This is a genomic window from Curtobacterium sp. MCBA15_007, assembly GCF_001864905.1.
GTDB classification, from domain to species: Bacteria; Actinomycetota; Actinomycetes; order Actinomycetales; family Microbacteriaceae; genus Curtobacterium; species Curtobacterium poinsettiae.
The window spans coordinates 56,916-78,341 of sequence record NZ_MJGM01000023.1 but is presented as its reverse complement, the minus strand read 5'-3'; the positions used below and the strand labels follow the sequence as shown (position 1 = coordinate 78,341).

Here is a 21,426-nt window from a genome sequence, read left to right as displayed (position 1 = left end):
GGAGGCCCGGTGCCAGCTGGCACCGGGCCTCCGGTCCGTCGTCGTGGGGCGCCGGCGCTGGCGACAGCGCCGGTCTGCACGGTGCGTGCTTCGCGGTTCCGTGTCGGGTTGATCGCCCCGTGCGAGCCTGCAGGCGCGCACGGAGCGGCTGGTGCCGCACCGGCCGATCAACCCCGCACCGTGCGGCGCTGCTCCGCGACGCCTGCGACGCCGGCGACGCGCGTGCCGCGCCGGTGAACGGCCTGGAGGCCCGGCGCGGCTGCTCGACGTGCGTCCCGTCGGCACGGTGCGGACTTCGCGAGCGGCAGCCGGGTTGATCGCCCCGTGCGAGCCCGCAGGCGCGCACGGAGCGGCTCGTGCCGCACGAGCCGGTGAACCTCGCACCGTGCCGAGCGGCGATCCTCGCGCACAGCGGCGGGGGCACCGCCGGGAACCCGCGCCGCCGGCCCGCCGCCACTAGGCTTGCCCCGTGGTCACACGGCTTTCGCATCTGTTCCTCCGTACGCTCCGCGACGACCCCTCCGACGCCGAGGTGACGAGCCACAAGCTGCTCGTCCGCGCCGGGTACGTCCGTCGCCAGTCCCCGGGGATCTTCGCCTGGCTGCCGCTCGGCCTCCGGGTGCGCGCCAAGATCGAGGCGATCATCCGCGACGAGATGGTCGCAGCCGGTGCGCAGGAGGTCCTGCTGCCAGCGCTCCTGCCGCGTGAGCCGTACGAGGCGACGAACCGCTGGACCGAGTACGGCGACGGCATGTTCCGCCTGCAGGACCGCAAGGGGTCCGACTACCTGCTCGCCCCCACGCACGAGGAGATGTTCGCGCTCCTGGTGAAGGACCTGTACTCGTCCTACAAGGACCTGCCGGTCACCCTGTTCCAGATCCAGGACAAGTACCGCGACGAGGCCCGGCCCCGCGCCGGCCTCCTGCGCGGCCGCGAGTTCACGATGAAGGACGCGTACTCGTTCGACCTCACGGACGAGGGGCTCGAGCGCAGCTACCAGGTCATGCGCGATGCGTACGAGAAGATCTTCGCCCGCCTGGGCCTCAACTACGTCATCGTCAAGGCCGATGCCGGCGCGATGGGCGGCTCCAAGTCCGAAGAGTTCCTGCACCCGATCGGCGTCGGCGAGGACACCTTCGTCCGCAGCGCCGGCGGTTACGCGGCCAACGTCGAGGCGTACGTCACCCCGGTCCCCGAGTCCCTGCCGGTCGAGGGCCAGCCCGAACCCGTGCTCCTGCCGGCGTCGGACACCCCGACGATCGACACCCTCGTCGCCCACGCCAACCAGGTCGCCCCGCGCGACGGCGCACCGTGGACCGCGGCCGACACGCTGAAGAACGTCGTCCTCGCGCTCACGCACCTCGACGGCACGCGCGAGGTCGTGGTCGTCGGCCTGCCCGGTGACCGCGACGTCGACCTGAAGCGCGCCGAGGTGTCGTTCGCCCCGGCCGAGGTCGAGGCCGCCGGCGACGACGACTTCAAGAAGCACCGTGGCCTGGTGAAGGGCTACATCGGCCCGCAGGTCCTCGGTGCCGACAGCGCCACCGGCATCCGCTACTTCGTCGACCCGCGCGTGGTCGACGGCACGAGCTGGATCACCGGCGCCAACGAGCGCGGCGTGCACGTCTCCGGCCTCGTCGCCGGCCGCGACTTCGTGGCCGACGGTGTCGTCGAGGTCTCCGACGTCCGTGCCGGCGACCCGTCCCCGGACGGCTCCGGCCCCCTCGAGACCGCCCGCGGCATGGAGATCGGGCACGTCTTCCAGCTCGGTCGCAAGTACGCCGAGGCGCTCGGCCTCAAGGTGCAGGACGAGAACGGCAAGCTCGCCACGGTGACGATGGGCTCCTACGGCATCGGCGTGACCCGCATCCTCGCGATCCTGGCCGAGTCCCACAACGACGAGAAGGGCCTGGTCTGGCCGAAGAACGTCGCACCGTTCGACGTGCACATCGTCGCCACGGGTCGCGACCAGGTCGCCTACGAGCTGGCATCCTCGGTCGTCGCCGAGCTCGAGGGCGAACGGTTCGACGTGCTCTACGACGACCGCCCGAAGGTGTCGCCCGGCGTGAAGCTCCGTGACGCCGAACTGCTCGGCATGCCGATCGTCGTCGTCGCGGGTCGCGGCGCCGCCGACGGCGTCGTCGAGCTGTGGGACCGTGCGACGGGCGACCGCCGCGACGTGCCGGTGGCCGAACTGCTCGACACGGTCCGCGCGATCTGACACGACGCCGTCGTGTCCACTGGACACCGCCGATCCGACGAGACGCCGCCCAACCGGGCGGCGTCTCGCGCATCTGGCGGCGTCTCGGCGAGACGACGGCGTGTCACGACCTGGACGTGACCACCTGGCGGACGGGAGGCCCGTGGCGACGCCGCCACGGGCCTCCTGTCCGCCGTCTGGTTCTGGGGTACGCTTGTGGCCGACTTCTGCGCAGTTCCACCCCGCAGGAGCGACTCATCTGAATACGGAGGCACCTCGGTGAAGATCGATCTCGCAGTCCTGCGACTCATGGAGCGCGAGCGGGAGATCCCGTTCGACGAGCTCGTCCAGATCATCGAATCTGCCATCCTGACCGCCTACCAGAAGCACGCCGACGAGAACGGCGAGCCGGCCCACGCGCAGTCGCGTGTGGAGCTCGACCGCAAGTCCGGCGAGGTCAGCGTCTACGTCCCCGAGCTCGACGACGAGGGCACTGTCATCGGTGAAGCCGTCGACCAGCCGAGCGACTTCGGGCGCATCGCGGCCTTCGCGGCGAAGCAGGTCATCAACCAGCGCCTGCGCGACATCGGCGACGACAAGATCCTCGGCGAGTTCCGCGGCAAGGAAGGCGACATCGTCGCCGGCGTGGTCCAGCAGGGCCCGAACCCGAAGATGGTGCACGTCGACCTCGGCACGATCGAGGCGATCCTGCCGCCCGAGGAGCAGGTGCCGGGGGAGTCCTACACGCACGGCTCCCGCATCCGCGTCTACGTGACGAGTGTCGCCCGCGGCAACAAGGGTCCGCAGATCACCGTCTCGCGCACGCACCCGGGCCTGGTCCGGAAGCTCTTCGCGCTCGAGGTCCCGGAGATCGCGTCCGGCGTCGTCGAGATCACCTCCCTCGCCCGCGAGGCCGGTCACCGCACGAAGATCGCCGTCAAGGCCAACGAGCCCGGTGTCAACGCGAAGGGTGCCTGCATCGGCGAGCTCGGCGCACGTGTCCGGTCCGTCACGAACGAGCTCGGTGCCGAGAAGATCGACATCGTCGACTACTCGTCCGACCTGGCGTCGTTCGTCGCGAGCGCCCTGTCGCCGGCCAAGGTGACGAGCGCGTTCGTGCTCGACGCCTCGACCAAGGCCGTCCGCGCACTCGTGCCGGACTACCAGCTGTCGCTCGCGATCGGCAAGGAAGGCCAGAACGCCCGCCTCGCCGCGAAGCTCACCGGTGCACGCATCGACATCCAGCCGGACTCCATCCTGGACGGCGAGGACTAGGACGATTTCGCCCCCGGCGTGCCCCTCGAGGGCGCGCCGGATCGCGCACGTCCGAGGCAAGGAGTAGAGTGGTTCCCGTCAGAACGTGCATCGGCAGTCGCCGTCGCGCTTCCCGATCCTCCCTCCTCCGAGTCGTCGCCCTGAGCGATGGCCGTGTCGTGGCGGATCCGAAGGCAGTCATGCCGGGCCGGGGAGCATGGCTCACACCGACCGTCGATGCCTACGATCTGGCCGTCAAGCGCAGGGCTTTCCGCCGTGCGCTCCGGTTGGATCGCGATCCCGACACGTCCGCGGTGCTCGACCACATCGCCGGTCTCCCACAGGAACCGGCCGAGCGCCCGGACATGACAGAACAGGCTGAACGGCTTATGGACAACTGATGAGCGGCTCGAAGTGAGACCCGTCATCCATTGAGTCCTGCCCCTTCGCGGGGTGGGACCCGTGAAGGAGAACAGTGGCTAAACCACGCGTACACGAGATCGCAAGCGAACTCGGCGTCGACAGCAAGACCGCACTCGAAAAGCTCAAGGAGCTCGGCGAGTTCGTCCGGGGTGCCAGCTCGAGCATCGAGCCCCCCGTGGCACGGAAGCTCCGTGCCGCCCTGCAGGCAGACGGCGTCCCCGCGTCGAAGCCCGCCGACTCGGCGTCCGCGCCGAGCGCACCCGCCAAGGCCAGCGCGCCGAAGTCGAGTGCACCCAAGCCCGGCGGCCCCCGTCCGGGTCCGGCTCGTCCGGCCCCCGCGCCGGAGCCCGAGGCCCCGGCAGCACCCGCTGCCGACGTGCCGGCACCGGCCGCACCGAAGTCCGTCGCCCAGCGGCAGGCCGAGGCCGAGGCCGCGCAGAAGGCCCGTGCCGAGAAGCAGGCCGCTGAGCAGCAGGCCGCCGCGCAGGCCGGCGACTCGACCGACGAGGCACCGAAGTCCGACGCGGTGAAGCCGGGCAGCAGCCCGAAGGCTCCCGCGGCGGCCGGTCCGAAGCCGGGTGGCCCCAAGCCGGGTGCACGTCCGGGCAACAACCCGTACTCGTCGAACCAGGGCATGGGCTCGCGCCCGCCGCGCCCCGGCAACAACCCGTACTCCTCCAACCAGGGCATGGGCCAGCGCCCGGCCGCCGGCGCAGCCGGTGGCGGTGGCATCCCACGTCCGCAGCCCCCGCGTCCGGGCACGCCCCGTCCGGGTGCTCCGCGTCCGGGTGGTCCCGGTCAGGGCAACCGTCCCAACGGCTTCGGGCAGCGCCCGGGCCAGGGTGGTGGCCGTGGCGGCCCCGGTGCCCGTCCGGGTGCCGGCGGCGGTGCCGGTGGCGGCTTCCCGCGTCCGGCCTTCAGCGGCCCGCGTCCCGCCGGTGGCGGTGGCCGTGGTCGTGGCCCCGGTGGTGGTACCGCCGGTGCGTTCGGTCGCGGTGGCGGCAAGAGCCGTGCCCGCAAGTCGAAGCGGACGAAGCGCGCCGAGTACGAGATGCGTCAGGCCCCGTCGCTCGGCGGTGTGCAGGTCCCTCGTGGCGACGGCAACACGGTCGTCCGACTCCGTCGTGGTGCGAGCATCTCGGACTTCGCGGACAAGATCGACGCCATGCCCGGCAACCTCGTGACGGTGCTGTTCCACCTCGGTGAGATGGCGACCGCGACCGAGTCGCTGGACGAGGCCACGTTCGAGGTCCTGGGCGACGAGCTGGGCTACAAGATCCAGATCGTCTCGCCCGAGGACGAGGACAAGGAGCTCCTCGAGGGCTTCGACATCGACCTCGAAGCAGAACTCGAGGACGAAGACGACGACGTGCTGCAGCAGCGGCCGCCGGTGGTCACCGTCATGGGTCACGTCGACCACGGCAAGACCCGCCTCCTCGACGCGATCCGCAACTCGAAGGTCGTCGAGGGCGAGGCCGGTGGCATCACCCAGCACATCGGTGCGTACCAGATCGTCGCCCAGCACGAGGGCATCGACCGCCCGATCACCTTCATCGACACCCCGGGTCACGAAGCCTTCACGGCCATGCGTGCCCGTGGTGCCCAGGTGACGGACATCGCGATCCTCGTGGTCGCGGCGGACGACGGCATCATGCCCCAGACCATCGAGGCGTTGAACCACGCGCAGTCGGCCGGTGTGCCGATCGTCGTCGCGGTCAACAAGATCGACAAGGAAGGCGCGAACCCCGCCAAGGTCCGCCAGCAGCTCACCGAGTACAACCTGGTGGCCGAGGAGTACGGCGGCGACGTCATGTTCGTCGACGTGTCGGCGCGGCAGAACATCGGCATCCAGGAGCTCCTGGACGCCGTGCTGCTCACCGCGGACGCCGGTCTCGACCTGCGTGCCAACCCCGACAAGGACGCACGTGGTGTGGCGATCGAAGCCCGACTCGACAAGGGTCGCGGTGCAGTCGCCACGGTGCTCATCCAGTCCGGCACGCTCCACGTCGGTGACGCCATCGTGGCCGGCACGGCGTACGGCCGTGTCCGTGCGATGACGGACGAGAACGGGGTCGCGGTCAAGGCTGCGACGCCGAGCCGCCCGGTCCAGGTGCAGGGTCTGTCCTCGGTGCCCCGCGCCGGTGACACCTTCCTCGTCACGGAAGAAGACCGCACGGCCCGTCAGATTGCTGAGAAGCGTGAAGCGGCCGAGCGCAACGCCCTGCTGGCGAAGTCGCGCAAGCGCATCTCGCTCGAGGACTTCACCCGTGCGCTCGAAGAGGGCAAGGTCGAGTCGCTCAACCTCATCATCAAGGGTGACGTCTCCGGTGCCGTCGAGGCACTCGAGCAGTCGCTCCTGGACATCGAGGTCGACGACAGCGTCCAGCTCCGCATCCTGCACCGCGGTGTCGGTGCGATCACGGAGTCGGACATCGACCTCGCCACGATCGACAACGCCATCGTCATCGGCTTCAACGTCCGTCCGGACGTCAAGGCCCGTGAACGTGCGGCGCGCGAAGGCATCGACGTGCGCTTCTACTCGGTCATCTACAACGCACTCGACGACATTGAGCAGTCCCTCAAGGGCATGCTCAAGCCCGAGTACGAAGAGGTCCAGTCGGGCGTCGCCGAGATCCGCGAGGTGTTCCGTTCCTCGAAGTTCGGCAACATCGCGGGTGTCATCGTCCGCTCCGGCACGATCACGCGCAACGCCAAGGCGCGCGTCATCCGCGAGGGCGTCGTGGTCGCCGATGGCCTGGCCATCGAGTCGCTGCGTCGCTTCAAGGACGACGTGACCGAGGTCCGCACGGACTTCGAAGCCGGTATCGGTCTGGGCAAGTTCAACGACATCCAGATCGGCGACGAGGTCGAGACGACCGAACTCGTCGAGAAGCCGCGCGACTGATCGCGTGACTCCTCTGGGCCCCGGCCTCCCCACGCGGGAGGCCGGGGCCCGACCCCTTTCCCACGCAGGACCACCGGCGGGAAGCGTCCCGCCACTGCCTCAGGAGGCACCCACATGGCCGATCCGCAGCGCGCACGCAAGATGGCGGACCGCATCAAGGAAGTCGTCGCACGTCGACTCGACAAGGGTCTGCGGGACCCGCGACTCGGGTTCGTCACGATCACCGACGTCCGTGTGACCGGTGACCTGCAGCACGCGTCGATCTTCTACACCGTCTACGGCACCGACGAGGAGCGCGCAGACTCCGCAGCGGCGCTCAAGGCCGCGACCGGCATGCTCCGGTCCGAGGTCGGCAAGAACATCACCGCCCGGCTCACGCCGTCGCTGGAGTTCATCGCAGACGCCCTGCCCGAGACCTCGGCGCACATGGAGGACCTGCTCGTGCAGGCCCAGGTGCGCGACGAGCAGGTCCGTGCGGCCTCGGTCGGCGCGACGTACGCCGGCGACGCTGACCCGTACAAGCGCGACGAGGACGACGAGGACGACGACTCCGAGGACGACGGCGCCGCCGAAGCCCGTTCCTAGACCCCGGGCAGCTGGTAGCCGCTCGCGCCGTCGCCGACGGCGAGACCGTCACGCAGCAGCGACGCGAGCGCCCGGTCGCGCTGGTCGGCGTCCGGCCACACCGGTTCGATCTCGGTCCGGGTGACCGGCACGTCGCTGGCGCGCAGCTCGGCCATGATCAGGCCGCGGACCTGCCGATCACTGCCGGCGAACTTCGCCTGGCGCGGTGCCCGCGGTCCGTCGTGCTCCGGGTAGCCGGCAGCACGCCAGGCGCAGCGGTCCGCGATCGGGCAGGCGTCGCACGCGGGGGAGCGTGAGACGCACACCAGGGCGCCGAGCTCCATCACGGCGGCGTTCGTGGCCGCGGCGTCGTCACGGTCCACCGGCAGGACGGACTCCATCAGCGGGAGGTCCTGCTTCGCCTTCGCCGGCCCGGGTTCGCCCTGGCCGAGGACCGCCCGTGCGAGCACGCGGCGAACGTTGACGTCGACGACCGGGTGCCGGTCGCCGTAGGCGAAGACCGCGACGGCCCGTGCGGTGTAGTCGCCGATGCCCGGCAGCGCGAGCAGGGCGTCGACGTCCCGAGGCACCACGTTGCCGTGGTCGGTCGCGATCGCGGTCGCCGCTGCGTGCAGCGCGAGCGCGCGTCTCGGGTAGCCGAGCCGGTCCCAGGCGCGCACCGCCTCGGACGGAGGCGAGTCCGCGAGGTCGCGAGGCGTCGGCCACCGGGTGAGCCACGCCTCCAGACGGGGGATCACGCGCGCGACCTGCGTCTGCTGCAGCATGATCTCGCTGACCAGGGTGCCCCAGGCGGGGAAGCCGGGGCGGCGCCACGGCAGGTCCCGCGCGTGCTGCCGGAACCACGTGATCAGCGGGGTGGCGATGTCGGGCCGTTCCGGCGTGGCCGGTTCCTGCACACCGGCTCCCGCAGTCGGGTTGTCCACATTCTGTCTGGAGGCCCGACTCGCGTTCACCACGACAGCCTACGGTGGACGCATGGCACGCTGGGCACCCGAAGAGACCGACACGATGGCCGCGATCGCTGCAGAGGCGATCGCGCAGGTCGGCACCAACCGCACCGTCATCGGCATCGACGGGCAGGACGGCACCGACCTCGAACGGGTCGCCGCCGCGCTCGTCTCCGGGTTCGAGCAGCACGGGGTCTCCGCCATGGCGGCCGCTGCGCCGTCGGCCGACCAGGACACGCTCCGGGCTGATCTGGTCACGCCCTTCCGCACGACCGGTGCCGGCGACGGCGTGTTGATCGTGCACGGGCGGGGCCTCCTCGCCCCCGGGGTCCGCACCCTGTGGCGCTGGTCGCTGTGGGTGGAGCAGGAAGCCGGGCGGCTCGAGCGCCGGGCCGACGTCAAGATCGCGGCCTCCGCGGTGCTCGACGTCACCGATCCCGAGCACCCCCGCCGTGAGTGGAACGACGCCTGCTGACCGGCGCTGGTAATCTCTCCTGGTGCTCGAAACCGCGCCGGACGGCATCCTCCTCGTCGACAAACCGCAGGGGATCTCCAGCCACCGGGTGGTCTCCATCGCCCGCCGGCGACTCGGCCTGAAGAAGGTCGGCCACGCGGGCACCCTCGACCCCATGGCCACCGGGCTGCTCCTGCTCGGCATCGGGCCGTCGACCCGGTTGCTCACGCACCTGGTGGGGCTCGACAAGACGTACACGGCGACCATCCGGCTCGGTGTGTCGACGGACTCCGACGACGCCGACGGCACGCCCACCACGGCTCCCGGTGTGGCCGTTGCCGACGTCTCGGAGGCCGCCGTCGAGGCTGCCGTCGCCGAACAGCGCGGTGTGATCGACCAGGTCCCGTCCACCGTCAGTGCGATCAAGGTCGACGGGCGCCGCGCCTACGACCTGGCGCGGAAGGGTGAGGCGGTCGAACTCAAGTCCCGCACGGTGACCGTCTCGCAGTTCGACGTCACGAACCGCAACGACCGGACCGTCACCGTGGACGGCACGGACGTCGCCGTGGTGGACCTCGATGTCGTCGTCACCTGCTCCTCGGGCACCTACGTCCGTGCGCTCGCCCGTGACGTCGGCGCGACGCTCGGCACCGGCGCACACCTCGTCGCGCTCCGTCGGACCCGGGTCGGACCGTTCGACGTGCAGGACGCGATCGACCTCGAGGACGATGCCGTCGACGTCCGCGCCGCGCTCGCACGTCCGGCGGACATCGCCCGCCGACTGTTCTCCTCCGTCACCCTCGATGCCGCGTCGGCGAAGGACCTCACCGACGGCAAGCGCGTCGCCGCGGAGCACCCCGACTCGGACGGGCCGGTGGCAGCGGTCACCGCCTCCGACGACCGGCTCGTGGGCCTGGTGTCCGTCCGGCGCGGGCTGCTCCGGGTCATCACCAACTTCCCGGCGCCCGGTGCGTCGTCTTCCTCGCAGACCGGAGCGCGCGCGTGATCGAGTGGTTCATGTGGGTGCAACTGGTGCTCGCAGTCGTGGTGGGGCTCTTCGCGGTCGTCGTGGGGTTCGTCGGCTGGAAGCCGAACGACTACACCGTCGGCGCCCTCGTCCTGATCGAGCTGCTGCTCCTGGTGCAGGGTGTCATCTCGATCGTGCTGCCGGCGACGGGCAGCCCGCCCGACGGCAACGCACTCGAGTTCGGGGTGTACGCGGTGTCGGTGCTGCTCGTCCCACCGGCCGCGGTCGTGTGGGCGCTGATCGACCGGACGAAGTGGAGCACCGTGGTGCTCGGCGCCGGGGCCTTCACCGTCGCGGTGATGGTCTACCGGATGTACCAGATCTGGTTCGCGTTGAACTGACGTCGCAGGTCATGCGCGCAGCCGCGCGTCGGTAGAATCGGTGCAATGGCGACCAGATCCTCACTCGCGACCGGCATCGGCCGCGTCCTCATCGCCGTGTACGGCATCCTCGCGCTGGCGGCGACCGGACGCAGCGTCGTGCAGATCATCGAGAAGTTCTCGTTCGCACCGTTCGCGTACACGCTCAGCGCCGTCGCCGCGGTGGTGTACATCGTCGCGATGATCGCCCTCATCGTGCCCGGTCGGTTCTGGTACCGGGTCGCCTGCGTCACGATCGCGTTCGAGATGACCGGGGTGCTCGTCATCGGCACCCTGTCGCTGTTCGACCGTCAGCTGTTCCCCGACGACACCATCTGGTCGTACTACGGCATGGGCTACGCCTTCGCGCCGCTCGTGCTCCCGATCGCCGGGCTCTGGTGGCTCCGCAAGCACCACCGCACCGCGGTCGCCGAGCCGACACCGGTTGCGTCCTCGTCCACTGCCCCGGCGAGCGAGTAGGGGCCGCCGTGCAGTTCTATGAGGACACCGCCGACGTGGCGGACGGGTTCGGGCCGAGTGCGGTCACCATCGGCAAGTTCGACGGTGTGCACGTCGGGCACCGAGCCGTCATCGCGCACCTGGAGCGTGCCGCGCGCGAGCACGACCTCGTGGCGACCGTGGTCACGTTCGACCGGCACCCACTCAACGTGATCGACCCACCGCACGTCCCGCCGGCCCTGACGAGCACCGCGCAACGCCGCGAACTGCTCGAGGACGCCGGGGTCGACGCGACCCTGCTGCTCCGCTTCGACCAGGAACTCCAGTTGAAGTCGCCCGAGGCGTTCGTGTCCGAGATCCTCGTCGACACCCTGCACGCCCGCCTGGTGTTCGTCGGCAGTGACTTCCGCTTCGGCGCGAAGGGCGCCGGTGACGTCTCCCTGCTGCGTGTCCTGGGGGAGCAGCACGGGTTCACGGTCGAGCTCATCGACGACGTGGACCTGATCGACGACGTCCGACCCGACGACGAGCGCCGGGTGTCCTCCACCTGGATCCGTGAGCTGCTCGGCCAGGGCCGCGTCGCCGAGGCCGCACGGCTCCTCGGGCGTGAACACGCCGTCCGCAGCGTCGTGGTGCACGGCAACCAGCGCGGCCGCGCGATGGGGTACCCCACCGCGAACCTCGATCCGGCGTGCGAGGGGTTCGTCCCCGCCGACGGTGTCTACGCTGCGCGGGTGCTCCACGACGGCACGGTCTACCCGGCCGCGGTGTCGGTCGGCAACAACCCGACGTTCGAGGGCGTGCCGGCCAAGCAGATCGAGGCACACCTGCTCGACGTCGACATCGACCTGTACGGCGACCGGATCTCGGTGCTCTTCGTGTCGTACGTTCGCGGCATGGTGAAGTTCTCGTCGATGGACGAGCTCGCCGCGCAGATGCGCCAGGACGACCTGGACATCCGACTGCTCCTCGGGCTGCCCGCGCCGGTCTGAGCCGCGTGTCCGCCGTCCCCGCGATCACGCTGATCCGGCCTGCACGCTGATCCGGCCTACACGCTGAGTCGGCCTGCACGCTGTGCTCGGCCCGCACGACGACGCCCCCGTGACCGTTCCGGTCGCGGGGGCGTCGTGGGTGGTGCTGCGGCTCAGCCGCCCAGGGCGTCGAGCCAGATCTTGCGGGCGTCGAGGGCTTCCTGCGCGTCCTTGATCTTCCGGGCGTCACCGGTGGCCTGGGCCGCGGCGAGCTCGGACTGGAGCTTGCCGATGGCGTCCTCGAGCTGGCTCGCGAGACCGTTCTGACGGGCCTTGCGCTCCGGGTTCGATTCCTTCCAGTGCGCGTCCTCGAGCCCACGGACGTGGTCCTCGATCGCGCGCAGGCGGTCCTCGACACGACGGACATCGGCGCGGGGGACCTTGCCGATCTCGTCCCACCGGCGCTGGATCCCGGTCAGGGTCTTGCGCGCGGCGACCCGGTCGGTCGCCTGCAGGAGCGGCTCGGCCTCGGTCAGCAGGGCCTGCTTCGCTTCGAGGTTGGCGGAGAACTCTTCGTTCTCGGCCGCGCTCTCGGCGTGGCGCTGCTCGAACAGCACGTCACCGGCGGCCTTGAAGCGCGCCCAGAGTGCGTCGTCGTGCCGCTTGCCCGCACGCCCGGCGTTCTTCCAGTCGTCGAGGAGCTGACGGTAGTCCGGGATCGCGTCGGAGCCGCGGGGTGCGAGGGCCTCGGCCTGCGCCACGAGCTCCTGCTTGCGGGTCCGGGCGTCACGGTGCTGTGCGTCCAGCTCGGAGTAGAAGGCACGACGGTGCTGGTCGACGGTGGACCGCGCTGCGCGGAACCGCTTCCAGAGGTCGTTCGCCTCGTTCTTGGGGATCCGGGGCCCGTCGTGCTGGTGCTGCTGCCAGCGTGCGAACACGTCGTCGAGCTGCGCCGTGATCTGCTTCCACTGCGCGCGCGCCGGGTCGACCGCGGCGAGTGCCTCGGCTTCCTCCACCAGGGCGGTGCGGTGCGCCAGCGCGTCCTGCAGGGCCTGCTGCGCCTGCTCTGCCTGCTCCTTTGTGAGCGAGCCGAGCTGCTCGGCCAGGACACCCACGCGGGTCTCGAGCGACTTGATGTCGCCCACCACCCGTGCGTCGGCCACCAGGGCCGTCAGGTGCTCGACCGTCCGGGCGACGTCGTTCGCCGACGCGCCGCGCTGGACGCGCTGCTCGGCGATCTTCACCTGCCCCTCGAGGTCGGCGTACTTCCGCGCGAAGTAGGCGAGTGCTTCTTCGGGGGTGGCGTCCGGGTACTCACCGACAGCACGTTCGGTCTCTTCGTACCGGACGTACACGGTCCCGTTCTCGTCGACCCGCCCCCAGGTCGTTGCTTCGTCAGATCCCACAGGTCTCGCCTCGATCGTGGTCGTGCATCGCCGACGTCACCGTCGGCACGGTCAGGTCGTCAGCCTATTGCACGGACGGGCTCCGCCGCCCGACCGGTGCGACGGGTTGTGGACTACTTCTGCTCCGCGATGGTCGCGTCGGTGATCTTCGTCGTCACCTTGGGCTCGCCGGTGCCGTCGCTGCCGGGGGACGCGATGCCCTTCGCAGCGATCTCCGACTCGAGCTCGGACAGGCCGCTCGTGACCTTCCCGACGACCGTGTAGCCGCCTGTGGAGCCGTCGAGCGTGGTGTCCCCGTAGACGATGAAGAACTGCGTCGACTGCGAGTAGGGGGAGTCCGACCGAGCGATCGCGATCGTGCCCTTCTCGTAGACGCCGTCCTTCGGCACGTTCTCGAGCGGGCCGTACTCGAAGCCCGCGTCGCCGGTACCGTCGCCGTTCGCGGATCCGCACTGCAGGAACTTCAGACCGGCGCTGTCGGCGAGTCGGTGGCACGTGGTGCCGTTGTAGAACTGGTCGCGGATCAACGAGATCTCGGCACTCGCGGCCTGCGGTGCCTTCGCCCCGTCGAGCTCGATGCCGAGGTCGATGCTCTTGTTGAGCGTGAGCGTGCCCGTCCAGGTCGCGCCCTTCGCGATCGACTTGCTCGGCACGTCGCCGGTGTTGCCGGCCGTCGCACTGGCCGACGGCGTCGCCGTGGACGACGCGGAGGTGCTCGGTGTCGGGGCGTCCGACCCCCGCGACCCGGCGAAGGCGAGCTGCGACCCGGTGGCGAGGGCCGCGACGAGGACGAGGGCGCCTGCACCGATCAGGTTGTCGCGCACACGGCGGCTGCGCTGCCGCTCGTGCAGGCCCTGACGGGCTTGGTAGAGGCGGAGCCGCTCGCGCGCCTCACGGTTGTCACGCGCTGGGTTCTTCGGTGCCACGGTGCTGGTCTGCCCTCTCGTCGCAGTGTGCAACGAGCGTAGCCGAACGGTCACCGCCACCGGCTCGGAGGCGCGGCGTGCGTCGGTGGTGCGGCTTACGATTGCAGGATGGCAGCGGATCGTTCGGGCATGCACGCGCCCACCACGGGTGGTCGCGCCGGTCTCGCGCAGGGTTCCGTCCCGCTCGCCGTCCGGATGCGACCGACCAGCCTCGACGAGGTCGCCGGCCAGCAGCACCTGCTCGGGCGGGGCTCACCCCTCGTGCAGCTCGCCACCGGCACGCGTGACAACCCCGGCGGGGTCTCCGTGATCCTCTGGGGTCCGCCCGGCACCGGGAAGACCACGCTGGCGCAGGCCATCGCACGCCAGTCCGGCCGCGAGTTCGTCGAGCTCTCCGCCGTGACCGCCGGCGTGAAGGACGTGCGCGAGGTCATGGAGAAGGCACTGACCCACCGCGACCTGTACGGGTCGACCACGGTGCTGTTCCTCGACGAGATCCACCGGTTCAGCAAGGCCCAGCAGGACGCCCTGCTGCCCGGCGTCGAGAACGGGTGGGTGATCCTGATCGCAGCCACCACCGAGAACCCGTCGTTCTCGGTCATCTCGCCGCTGCTCTCCCGCTCCCTGCTCCTGACGCTCAAACCACTCACCGATCCCGACCTCGGCATGCTCGTCGACCGTGCGGTCGAGGACCCCCGGGGCCTCGGCGGCGCCGTCGTCCTGGGCGACGAAGCCCGCAGTTCGATCATCCGGCTCGCCTCCGGTGACGCCCGACGCGCCCTCACCGCGCTCGAGGCCGCTGCGGCATCGGCCACCGCGGCGCAGGACGATGACGACGACACCGTGCCCGTCGTCGACGCCGACACCGTCGCCGCCGCGGTCGACCGGGCACTGCTCCGCTACGACCGACAGGGCGACGAGCACTACGACGTCATCAGCGCGTTCATCAAGTCGGTACGGGGGAGCGACGTCGACGCAGCCCTGCACTACCTCGCCCGCATGATCGAGGCCGGCGAGGACTCCCGGTTCATCGCGCGGCGGATCATCATCTCCGCGTCCGAGGACATCGGCATGGCCGACCCGCAGGCGCTGTCCATCGCGGTCGCCGCGGCGCAGGCCGTCCAGCTCATCGGCATGCCCGAGGGCCGCATCCCCCTGGCCGAGGCGGTCGTCTACCTGGCGACGGCACCGAAGTCGAACGCCGCCTACAACGGAGTGAACCAGGCGATGGCCGACGTCAAGGCGGGGCGGATGGGCACCGTGCCGATGCACCTGCGCGACGCGCACTACGCCGGGGCGAAGCGACTCGGGCACGGCAAGGGGTACGTCTACTCGCACGACGCCGAGCACGGGGTCGCCGAGCAGCAGTACCTGCCGGACGCCCTCGAGGGCACCGAGTACTACACCCCGACGGCCAACGGGTACGAGCGAGAGGTCGGGCCGCGGCTCGAACGACTCCGGAAGATCACACGCGGGCACTAGTGTCGGTGCTTCTGCGCCGGGCTGGATGCTGCTAGCATTGCCGGGCCTACGTCCTGGTCCTCGAGCACGGCTGCGTCGAGGACAGAGTGCCACTCCGGTGGTACGGGGCCAGAGGTTCGGACTGTAGCCGTCCGATCCCACAGGCTCATCCCTCTGGATCCCGTCGTCGGGACCGAGCACGTGCTGCACCACTGAGCGTGCTGTTGGAGTGCCCGGCGAGTATTCAGTTCGAACAGAGAAAAGGACCCTGTGTCTACCAAGTCACGTACCCGCAGCAAGACCCGCCTGTCGCGCGCGCTCGGCATCCCGCTGACGCCGAAGGCGGCCCGTTACCTCGAGAAGCGCCCCTACGGGCCCGGTGAGCACGGCCGTACGCGCCGTCGTGCGGACAGCGACTACGCCGTCCGCCTCCGTGAGAAGCAGCGTCTGCGCGCCCAGTACGGCATCCGCGAGAAGCAGCTCCGCATCGTCTTCGAAGAGGCCCGCAAGACGAAGGGCCTGACCGGTGAGAACCTGGTCGAGCTCCTCGAGCAGCGCCTCGACGCCCTCGTGGTCCGTGCCGGGTTCGCCCGCACCACCGCGCAGGCCCGTCAGCTGATCGTGCACCGTCACATCCTCGTCGACGGCAAGCTCGTCGACCGCCCCTCCTTCCGCGTCAAGGAGGGCCAGCTGATCCACGTCAAGGCGAAGTCCGAGTCGATGGAGCCCTTCCAGGTCGCCGCTGCCGGTGGCCACCAGGAAGTCCTCCCGAAGGTCCCGGGCTACCTCGAGGTCGAGATCGAGAAGCTCCAGGCCCGCCTCGTGCGTCGCCCGAAGCGCGCCGAGGTCCCCGTGACCTGTGAAGTGCAGCTCGTCGTCGAGTACTACGCAGCTCGCTGATCCACTGATCACACCCGAACGGCGGGTCGTCCTCTCGAGGGCGACCCGCCGTTCGGCGTTCCGGCACCGGCGGCTAAGCTTGTCCGGGCATGCACCGCCCGGGTGCACAGAGGGAGAGGCACCGTGAAGCAGCTGTTCTTCGTCGCCGTCGGCATCGTCATCGGCTTCGCCGTCGCACACCGGGTCGCCCAGACCTCCGGTGGCGCCCGGCTCTTCGCCGAGGTGAACGCCAAGACGAAGGCCTTCACGGGTGCCGTCGCGGACGGCTACCGATCGCGCGACGCCGAGCTCCGCACGGACGTCTGAGCGCTCCGCTTCGAGCTGTCACGACTCTCCTCCACCCACGACCTGAACCCAGGAAGCACCATGCAGACCGCAGAGATCCGCCGCCGTTGGCTCCAGTACTTCGGTGACCGCGGCCACACCGTCGTCCCGTCCGCGTCCCTCGTCTCCGACGACCCGTCGCTCCTCTTCACGGTCGCCGGCATGGTGCCGTTCATCCCGTACCTGACCGGGCTCATCCCGGCGCCGTTCCCGCGGGCGACGAGCGTGCAGAAGTGCATCCGGACGAACGACATCGAAGAGGTCGGCAAGACCCCTCGCCACGGCACGTTCTTCCAGATGAACGGGAACTTCTCGTTCGGCGACTACTTCAAGGAGCAGGCGATCCAGTTCGCCTGGGAGTTCCTCACCAAGTCGGAGACCGACGGGGGGCTCGGCTTCTCGCCCGACGACCTCTGGGTCACCGTCTACGAAGAGGACGACGAGGCGATCGCCTTCTGGAAGCAGCACTCGTCGCTGCCCGACGAGCGGATCCAGCGTCTGGGCAAGGACACGAACTACTGGTCGACCGGGCAGCCCGGACCCGCGGGTCCCTGCTCCGAGATTTTCTTCGACCGCGGCCCCGACCACGGCATCGACGGCGGCCCGGCCACCGACGACGACCGCTACGTCGAGATCTGGAACCTCGTCTTCATGCAGTACCAGATCGCCGACGTGCGGTCGAAGTACGACTTCGAGATCACGGGCGAACTGCCGAACAAGAACATCGACACCGGCATGGGGCTCGAGCGCGTCGCCTTCATCAAGCAGGGCGTCGACAACATGTACGAGATCGACCAGGTGCGCCCGGTGCTCGACCGCGCGGCCGAGATCTCCGGTCGTCGCTACGGTGCCGTGCACGAGGATGACGTGCGCATGCGTGTCATCGCCGACCACGTCCGTTCCTCGCTGATGCTCATCGCCGACGGCGTGAGCCCGTCGAACGAGGGCCGCGGGTACATCCTCCGTCGCCTGCTCCGCCGGACCGTGCGCGCCATGCGCCTGCTCGGCGTCGAGGCCGCCACGTTCCCCGAGCTCTTCCCGGCGTCCCGCGACGCGATGCGCGACGCCTACCCCGAGGTGGCGTCCGACTACGACCGGATCTCCCGCATCGCCTACGCGGAAGAGGAGACCTTCCTCCGCACCCTGGCGCAGGGCACGACCATCCTCGACGTTGCGGTCGAGCGCGCGAAGCAGGACGGTGCCCCGTCGATCGGCGGCGACACGGCGTTCCTGCTGCACGACACCTTCGGGTTCCCCATCGACCTGACGATGGAGATGGCCGAGGAAGCCGGCGTGCACGTCGACCGCACGGCGTTCGAGACCCTGATGTCCGAGCAGCGCGCCCGGGCGAAGGCCGACGCGAAGAGCAAGAAGACCGCGATCGCCGACCTGAGCGTCTACAGCGCGTTCCGGGCGAAGGGCGAGACGACCTTCCTGGGCTACGACGCACTCGAGACCGAGACGCGCGTGCTCGGCATCATCGTGGACGGCGTCAGCGTCGACCGCGCGGTGGTGGGCGACATCGCCGAGGTCATCCTCGGCGAGACCTCGTTGTACGCCGAGTCCGGCGGCCAGGACGCCGACCAGGGCTCGATCGTCGGCAACGGGTTCGACCTCGAGGTCCTCGACGTCCAGCGACCGGTCTCCGGGCTCTGGAGCCACACCGTGCAGGTCCGCTCCGGCGAGGTCGGGGTCGGCGACGCCGCGAGCACCGTCGTCGATGCCGAGTACCGCCGTGGCGCGACCCAGGCACACTCCGCGACGCACCTGGTGAACGCGGCGCTCCGCGACATCCTGGGGCCGGAGGCGCTGCAGGCCGGTTCGTACAACAAGTCCGGCTACATGCGCCTCGACTTCTCGTGGTCGCAGCCCGTGTCGCTCGAGACCCGCTCCGAGATCGAGGAGGTCGTGAACACCGCGATCCGCACCGACCTCGAGGTGTCCACGCGCATCCTGCCCATCGACGAGGCGAAGGCCCTCGGCGCGCAGGCGCTGTTCGGTGAGAAGTACGGCGCCGAGGTCCGCATGGTCGACATCGGCGGCCCGTGGTCCCGCGAGCTCTGCGGTGGCACCCACGTGGCCTCGAGTGCACAGATCGGACTCGTCAACCTGGTGGGGGAGTCGAGCGTCGGTTCGACGAACCGCCGCGTCGAAGCGCTGGTCGGGCTCGAGGGGTTCCGCGACCTCGCCGTCGAGCGCACGATCGTGTCGCAGCTCTCCAGCGCGCTCAAGGCACCCCGTGCCGACCTGCCGGCCCGCGTGCAGAACCTGATGGAGGACCTGCGGAGCGCCCAGAAGAAGCTCGCCGAGTACGAGTCGGCGAACCTGCAGCAGCGCGTGCCCGCCATCGCTCGCAACGCCACGACCGTCGGTGCCACCACCGTGGTCGCCGAGACGGTCGACGGACTGCAGTCCGGCGACGACCTGCGCTCGCTCGCCACCGGTGTGCGGGGCCAGCTCGGTGACGGTGCTGCCGTCGTCGTGCTCGGGGCGGTCGTCGGTGGCAAGCCGATCGTGATCGTCGCGACCAACGACGCCGCTCGTGCTGCGGGCGTGCAGGCGGGCCCCCTGGCGAAGGAGGCCGCCGGCGTGCTCGGTGGCGGTGGCGGTGGCAAGCCGGACCTGGCGCAGGGCGGCGGGACCGACGCGGGCGCGCTCCCCGCGGCGCTCCGTGCCGTGACCGCACGGCTCGCGGGCTGACCGTGGGCATCCGGTCCGGGCGGCGGCTCGGCGTCGACGTCGGGCGCGCCCGGATCGGGGTCGCGGTGTGCGACCGTGACGGCCTGCTGGCCACGCCGGTCGAGACCGTCCGTCGCGACGACTCGAAGGACCTCCGGCGCATCCTCGAGCTCGCGGACGAGTACGACGTCGTCGAGGTCGTGGTCGGTCTGCCCCTGTCGATGTCGGGCGGGGACACCGCCTCGACCGAGGACGCCCGCGTGTTCGCCGCCCGGATCGCAGCGCGTCGTCCGGTGCGCCTGGTGGACGAACGACTGTCGACGGTGACCGCCCAGCGCGGGCTGCACCAGGCCGGCAAGAACACGAAGAAGTCCCGGGCCGTGATCGACCAAGCAGCCGCTGTTATCATTCTGCAACACGCGCTCGACCACGAGCGCAGTGCAGGTGCCCCTCCGGGCACCACGCTTCCCTGACAGGGCTGCCCGGTACCGCGCAAGGGTGCTCCCGTCGTCAGTCCGCGGACGACGGTGCCCAGGTGGAGTTCCCGACCGAGAGACCGAGGACGTTGGCAGACGATCTGGACTGGAACGCGATCATCGCGCCCGGCAACGACGCCGAGCGGCGGAAGGCGACTTCCGACCGCACGACAGGCACCGATGACCGCGACGACGCTGGTCGGGTGACCCCACCGCCCGCGCCTCCGATGTCCCGACGCGAAGCCCGCGCACTCGAGGCCGAACGAGCCCGCGTCGCCGGCTCACCCGCCCCGGAGCCCACCGACGAGCCGCCGGCCCCCGAGCCGGCCGACGATGCTCCGGCGACCACACGCGACGAACGCCCGGCGTCTCCCGCCGACGCACCGATCGCCACCAGCCCCGACGAGCTGCACCCCGAGGTCGCAGCACTCCTGACCGGCGAACTGCCGACCGAGTCCGCGGCGACCGCCGCGGGCGGCGGGTCCGGTGCCGACGGGACGGACCACGGCGACGCGACCGGCGGAGGTGGCGCCGCGGGAGGCGGCGGACGCGGCGGACGAGGCGGCAGAGGACGCTCCTCCAGGCAGCCGCGCGACCCGCGACCGAAGCGTCGACGCGGACCGCTCGTCGCCGGGCTCGTGATCGTCGCGGTGGTGCTGGCCGTGGGTGTCGGGGCCTACACGTTCGCCGCCCCGAAGATCCAGCAGCTGATCGGCGCGATCAGCGGTGCGCAGGAGCCCGACGACTACACCGGTGACGGCACCTCGAAGGTGACCATCACCATCAAGCAGGGGGACATCGGCGAGAACGTCGCCGCGACGTTGCAGCGCAGCGGCGTCGTCAAGGACTCGAAGGTGTTCTACAAGCTCCTGCTCGCCTCGCCGGACGTGCAGTTCCAGCCCGGTTCGTACGCGCTGAAGAAGCAGATGAGCTCGAAGTCCGCGCTGGCCGCCCTGCAGGACAAGGACAACCGGGTCCAGGCGTCGATCATCATCCCCGAGGGCACCGCGCTGGCCGACATCGAGGCCGGCATGGTCTCGAAGGCCGGCCTGACGAAGAAGCAGGTCGACGCGGCCGCGAAGGACCTGTCGGCGTACGACCTGCCGGCAGGCGTCACGACGCTCGAGGGCTGGCTCTTCCCCGCGACCTACCCGATCAACCCGGGCTGGTCCGCCGAACAGTACTTCAAGTCGATGGTCGACACGATGAAGGAGCACCTCGCCGCCGCCGGCGTCAAGGAGGCCGACCAGGAGCGCACCATCGTCTTCGCGTCGCTGGTGCAGAAGGAAGCCGGGCTCGCGGCCGACTACCCGAAGGTCGCGCGGGTGTTCCAGAACCGGCTCGACCAGGGCATGAAGCTCCAGTCCGACGCCACGGTCGCGTACGGCACGGGCAACACGCACACCGTGACCACGACCGACGAGGAGCGCGCGGACGCCTCGAACGAGTACAACACCTACGTGCACGAGGGGCTGCCGCCCGCACCGATCTCGAACCCGGGTGACGTCGCGATCAAGGCGGTCACGGCTCCGGCCGCGGGCAAGTGGCTGTACTTCGTGACGGTCGACCTGGAGTCGGGCAAGACGGTCTTCTCGGACACCTACGACCAGCACCTGGTCGCGGTCGAACAGTTCCAGGCCTGGCTGCGAGCGCACCCCGACTACCAGTAG

At 70.4% G+C, this 21,426-nt stretch carries 19 protein-coding genes; 16 read left to right on the top strand and 3 right to left on the bottom strand.

Annotated features, from left to right (window positions below; translation table 11 throughout):
- Positions 1–469: 469 nt before the first annotated feature.
- The 5 genes from BIU95_RS11340 to rbfA all read left to right on the top strand — a co-directional run bounded on the left by BIU95_RS11340 (position 470) and on the right by rbfA (position 7,367).
- The gene (locus tag BIU95_RS11340) at positions 470–2,221 is read left to right on the top strand and encodes a proline--tRNA ligase (protein ID WP_071251710.1); all 1,752 of its coding nucleotides are present in this window, start codon (positions 470–472) and stop codon (positions 2,219–2,221) included.
- Positions 2,222–2,479: 258 nt separating this feature from the next.
- Positions 2,480–3,475, top strand: coding sequence for a transcription termination factor NusA (nusA, locus tag BIU95_RS11335; protein WP_031259736.1), 996 nt, complete (start codon positions 2,480–2,482; stop codon positions 3,473–3,475).
- A gap of 68 nt (positions 3,476–3,543) precedes the next feature.
- Positions 3,544–3,855, top strand: coding sequence for a YlxR family protein (locus tag BIU95_RS17765; RefSeq protein ID WP_042540193.1), 312 nt, complete (start codon positions 3,544–3,546; stop codon positions 3,853–3,855).
- A 74-nt stretch (positions 3,856–3,929) separates the two neighbouring features.
- Positions 3,930–6,782, top strand: a complete 2,853-nt coding sequence (gene infB / locus BIU95_RS11330; RefSeq protein WP_042540195.1) for a translation initiation factor IF-2 — start codon at positions 3,930–3,932, stop codon at positions 6,780–6,782.
- A gap of 114 nt (positions 6,783–6,896) precedes the next feature.
- Positions 6,897–7,367 carry a 30S ribosome-binding factor RbfA gene (gene rbfA / locus BIU95_RS11325; RefSeq protein ID WP_042540197.1) on the top strand — a complete coding sequence of 157 codons (471 nt, stop codon included), beginning with the start codon at positions 6,897–6,899 and terminating at the stop codon, positions 7,365–7,367.
- On the opposite strand, the gene BIU95_RS11320 is transcribed toward rbfA, so the two are convergent.
- Complete coding sequence (locus BIU95_RS11320; RefSeq protein WP_071251709.1) at positions 7,364–8,263, bottom strand: A/G-specific adenine glycosylase; 900 nt, start codon at positions 8,261–8,263, stop codon at positions 7,364–7,366. The genes rbfA and BIU95_RS11320 overlap by 4 nt on opposite strands.
- A gap of 79 nt (positions 8,264–8,342) precedes the next feature.
- On the opposite strand from BIU95_RS11320, the gene BIU95_RS11315 reads away from it, so the two are divergent.
- From BIU95_RS11315 to BIU95_RS11295, 5 genes are read left to right on the top strand one after another with little or no spacing between them, the layout of a single operon-like run.
- Positions 8,343–8,789 carry a hypothetical protein gene (locus BIU95_RS11315; protein WP_052481889.1) on the top strand — a complete coding sequence of 149 codons (447 nt, stop codon included), beginning with the start codon at positions 8,343–8,345 and terminating at the stop codon, positions 8,787–8,789.
- A 22-nt stretch (positions 8,790–8,811) separates the two neighbouring features.
- Positions 8,812–9,774 (top strand): tRNA pseudouridine(55) synthase TruB, encoded by a 963-nt coding sequence (gene truB, locus BIU95_RS11310; protein WP_071251708.1) that lies wholly within the window; start codon positions 8,812–8,814, stop codon positions 9,772–9,774.
- Positions 9,771–10,136, top strand: a complete 366-nt coding sequence (locus BIU95_RS11305) for a hypothetical protein (RefSeq protein ID WP_042540201.1) — start codon at positions 9,771–9,773, stop codon at positions 10,134–10,136. Before truB ends, BIU95_RS11305 begins: the two co-directional genes overlap by 4 nt.
- Positions 10,137–10,181: 45 nt before the next feature.
- Positions 10,182–10,634, top strand: a complete 453-nt coding sequence (locus tag BIU95_RS11300; RefSeq protein ID WP_017887161.1) for a hypothetical protein — start codon at positions 10,182–10,184, stop codon at positions 10,632–10,634.
- An 8-nt stretch (positions 10,635–10,642) separates the two neighbouring features.
- Complete coding sequence (locus BIU95_RS11295; RefSeq protein WP_071251707.1) at positions 10,643–11,605, top strand: bifunctional riboflavin kinase/FAD synthetase; 963 nt, start codon at positions 10,643–10,645, stop codon at positions 11,603–11,605.
- Positions 11,606–11,757: 152 nt separating this feature from the next.
- On the opposite strand, the gene BIU95_RS11290 is transcribed toward BIU95_RS11295, so the two are convergent.
- Both BIU95_RS11290 and BIU95_RS11285 read right to left on the bottom strand, forming a co-directional pair.
- The gene (locus BIU95_RS11290) at positions 11,758–12,990 is read right to left on the bottom strand and encodes a DUF349 domain-containing protein (protein ID WP_017887163.1); all 1,233 of its coding nucleotides are present in this window, start codon (positions 12,988–12,990) and stop codon (positions 11,758–11,760) included.
- Between the two features lie 113 nt (positions 12,991–13,103).
- Positions 13,104–13,916 (bottom strand): peptidylprolyl isomerase, encoded by an 813-nt coding sequence (locus BIU95_RS11285; RefSeq protein ID WP_071251706.1) that lies wholly within the window; start codon positions 13,914–13,916, stop codon positions 13,104–13,106.
- A gap of 129 nt (positions 13,917–14,045) precedes the next feature.
- On the opposite strand from BIU95_RS11285, the gene BIU95_RS11280 reads away from it, so the two are divergent.
- The 6 genes from BIU95_RS11280 (at position 14,046) to mltG (ending at position 21,426) form a co-directional block, all read left to right on the top strand.
- The gene (locus tag BIU95_RS11280) at positions 14,046–15,398 is read left to right on the top strand and encodes a replication-associated recombination protein A (RefSeq protein ID WP_083389349.1); all 1,353 of its coding nucleotides are present in this window, start codon (positions 14,046–14,048) and stop codon (positions 15,396–15,398) included.
- 249 nt (positions 15,399–15,647) lie between these two features.
- Positions 15,648–16,277: a 30S ribosomal protein S4 gene (rpsD, locus tag BIU95_RS11275; protein WP_017887166.1), complete on the top strand. Its 630-nt coding sequence runs from the start codon at positions 15,648–15,650 to the stop codon at positions 16,275–16,277.
- Between the two features lie 123 nt (positions 16,278–16,400).
- The gene (locus BIU95_RS11270; protein WP_017887167.1) at positions 16,401–16,583 is read left to right on the top strand and encodes a hypothetical protein; all 183 of its coding nucleotides are present in this window, start codon (positions 16,401–16,403) and stop codon (positions 16,581–16,583) included.
- Between the two features lie 60 nt (positions 16,584–16,643).
- Complete coding sequence (alaS, locus tag BIU95_RS11265; RefSeq protein WP_071251705.1) at positions 16,644–19,301, top strand: alanine--tRNA ligase; 2,658 nt, start codon at positions 16,644–16,646, stop codon at positions 19,299–19,301.
- An 8-nt stretch (positions 19,302–19,309) separates the two neighbouring features.
- Entirely contained in the window at positions 19,310–19,753 is a 444-nt protein-coding gene (gene ruvX, locus BIU95_RS11260) for a Holliday junction resolvase RuvX (protein WP_175470762.1), read from the top strand.
- 92 nt (positions 19,754–19,845) lie between these two features.
- Complete coding sequence (gene mltG, locus BIU95_RS18270) at positions 19,846–21,426, top strand: endolytic transglycosylase MltG (RefSeq protein ID WP_139179759.1); 1,581 nt, start codon at positions 19,846–19,848, stop codon at positions 21,424–21,426.

Bases quoted from the DNA above. Each gene is read 5' to 3' on its own strand.
- rbfA (WP_042540197.1), top strand. From the start codon at position 6,897: ATGGCCGATCCGCAGCGCGCACGCAAGATGGCGGACCGCATCAAGGAA.
- BIU95_RS11315 (WP_052481889.1), top strand. From the start codon at position 8,343: ATGGCACGCTGGGCACCCGAAGAGACCGACACGATGGCCGCGATCGCT.
- BIU95_RS11300 (WP_017887161.1), top strand. From the start codon at position 10,182: ATGGCGACCAGATCCTCACTCGCGACCGGCATCGGCCGCGTCCTCATC.
- BIU95_RS11280 (WP_083389349.1), top strand. From the start codon at position 14,046: ATGCACGCGCCCACCACGGGTGGTCGCGCCGGTCTCGCGCAGGGTTCC.
- alaS (WP_071251705.1), top strand. From the start codon at position 16,644: ATGCAGACCGCAGAGATCCGCCGCCGTTGGCTCCAGTACTTCGGTGAC.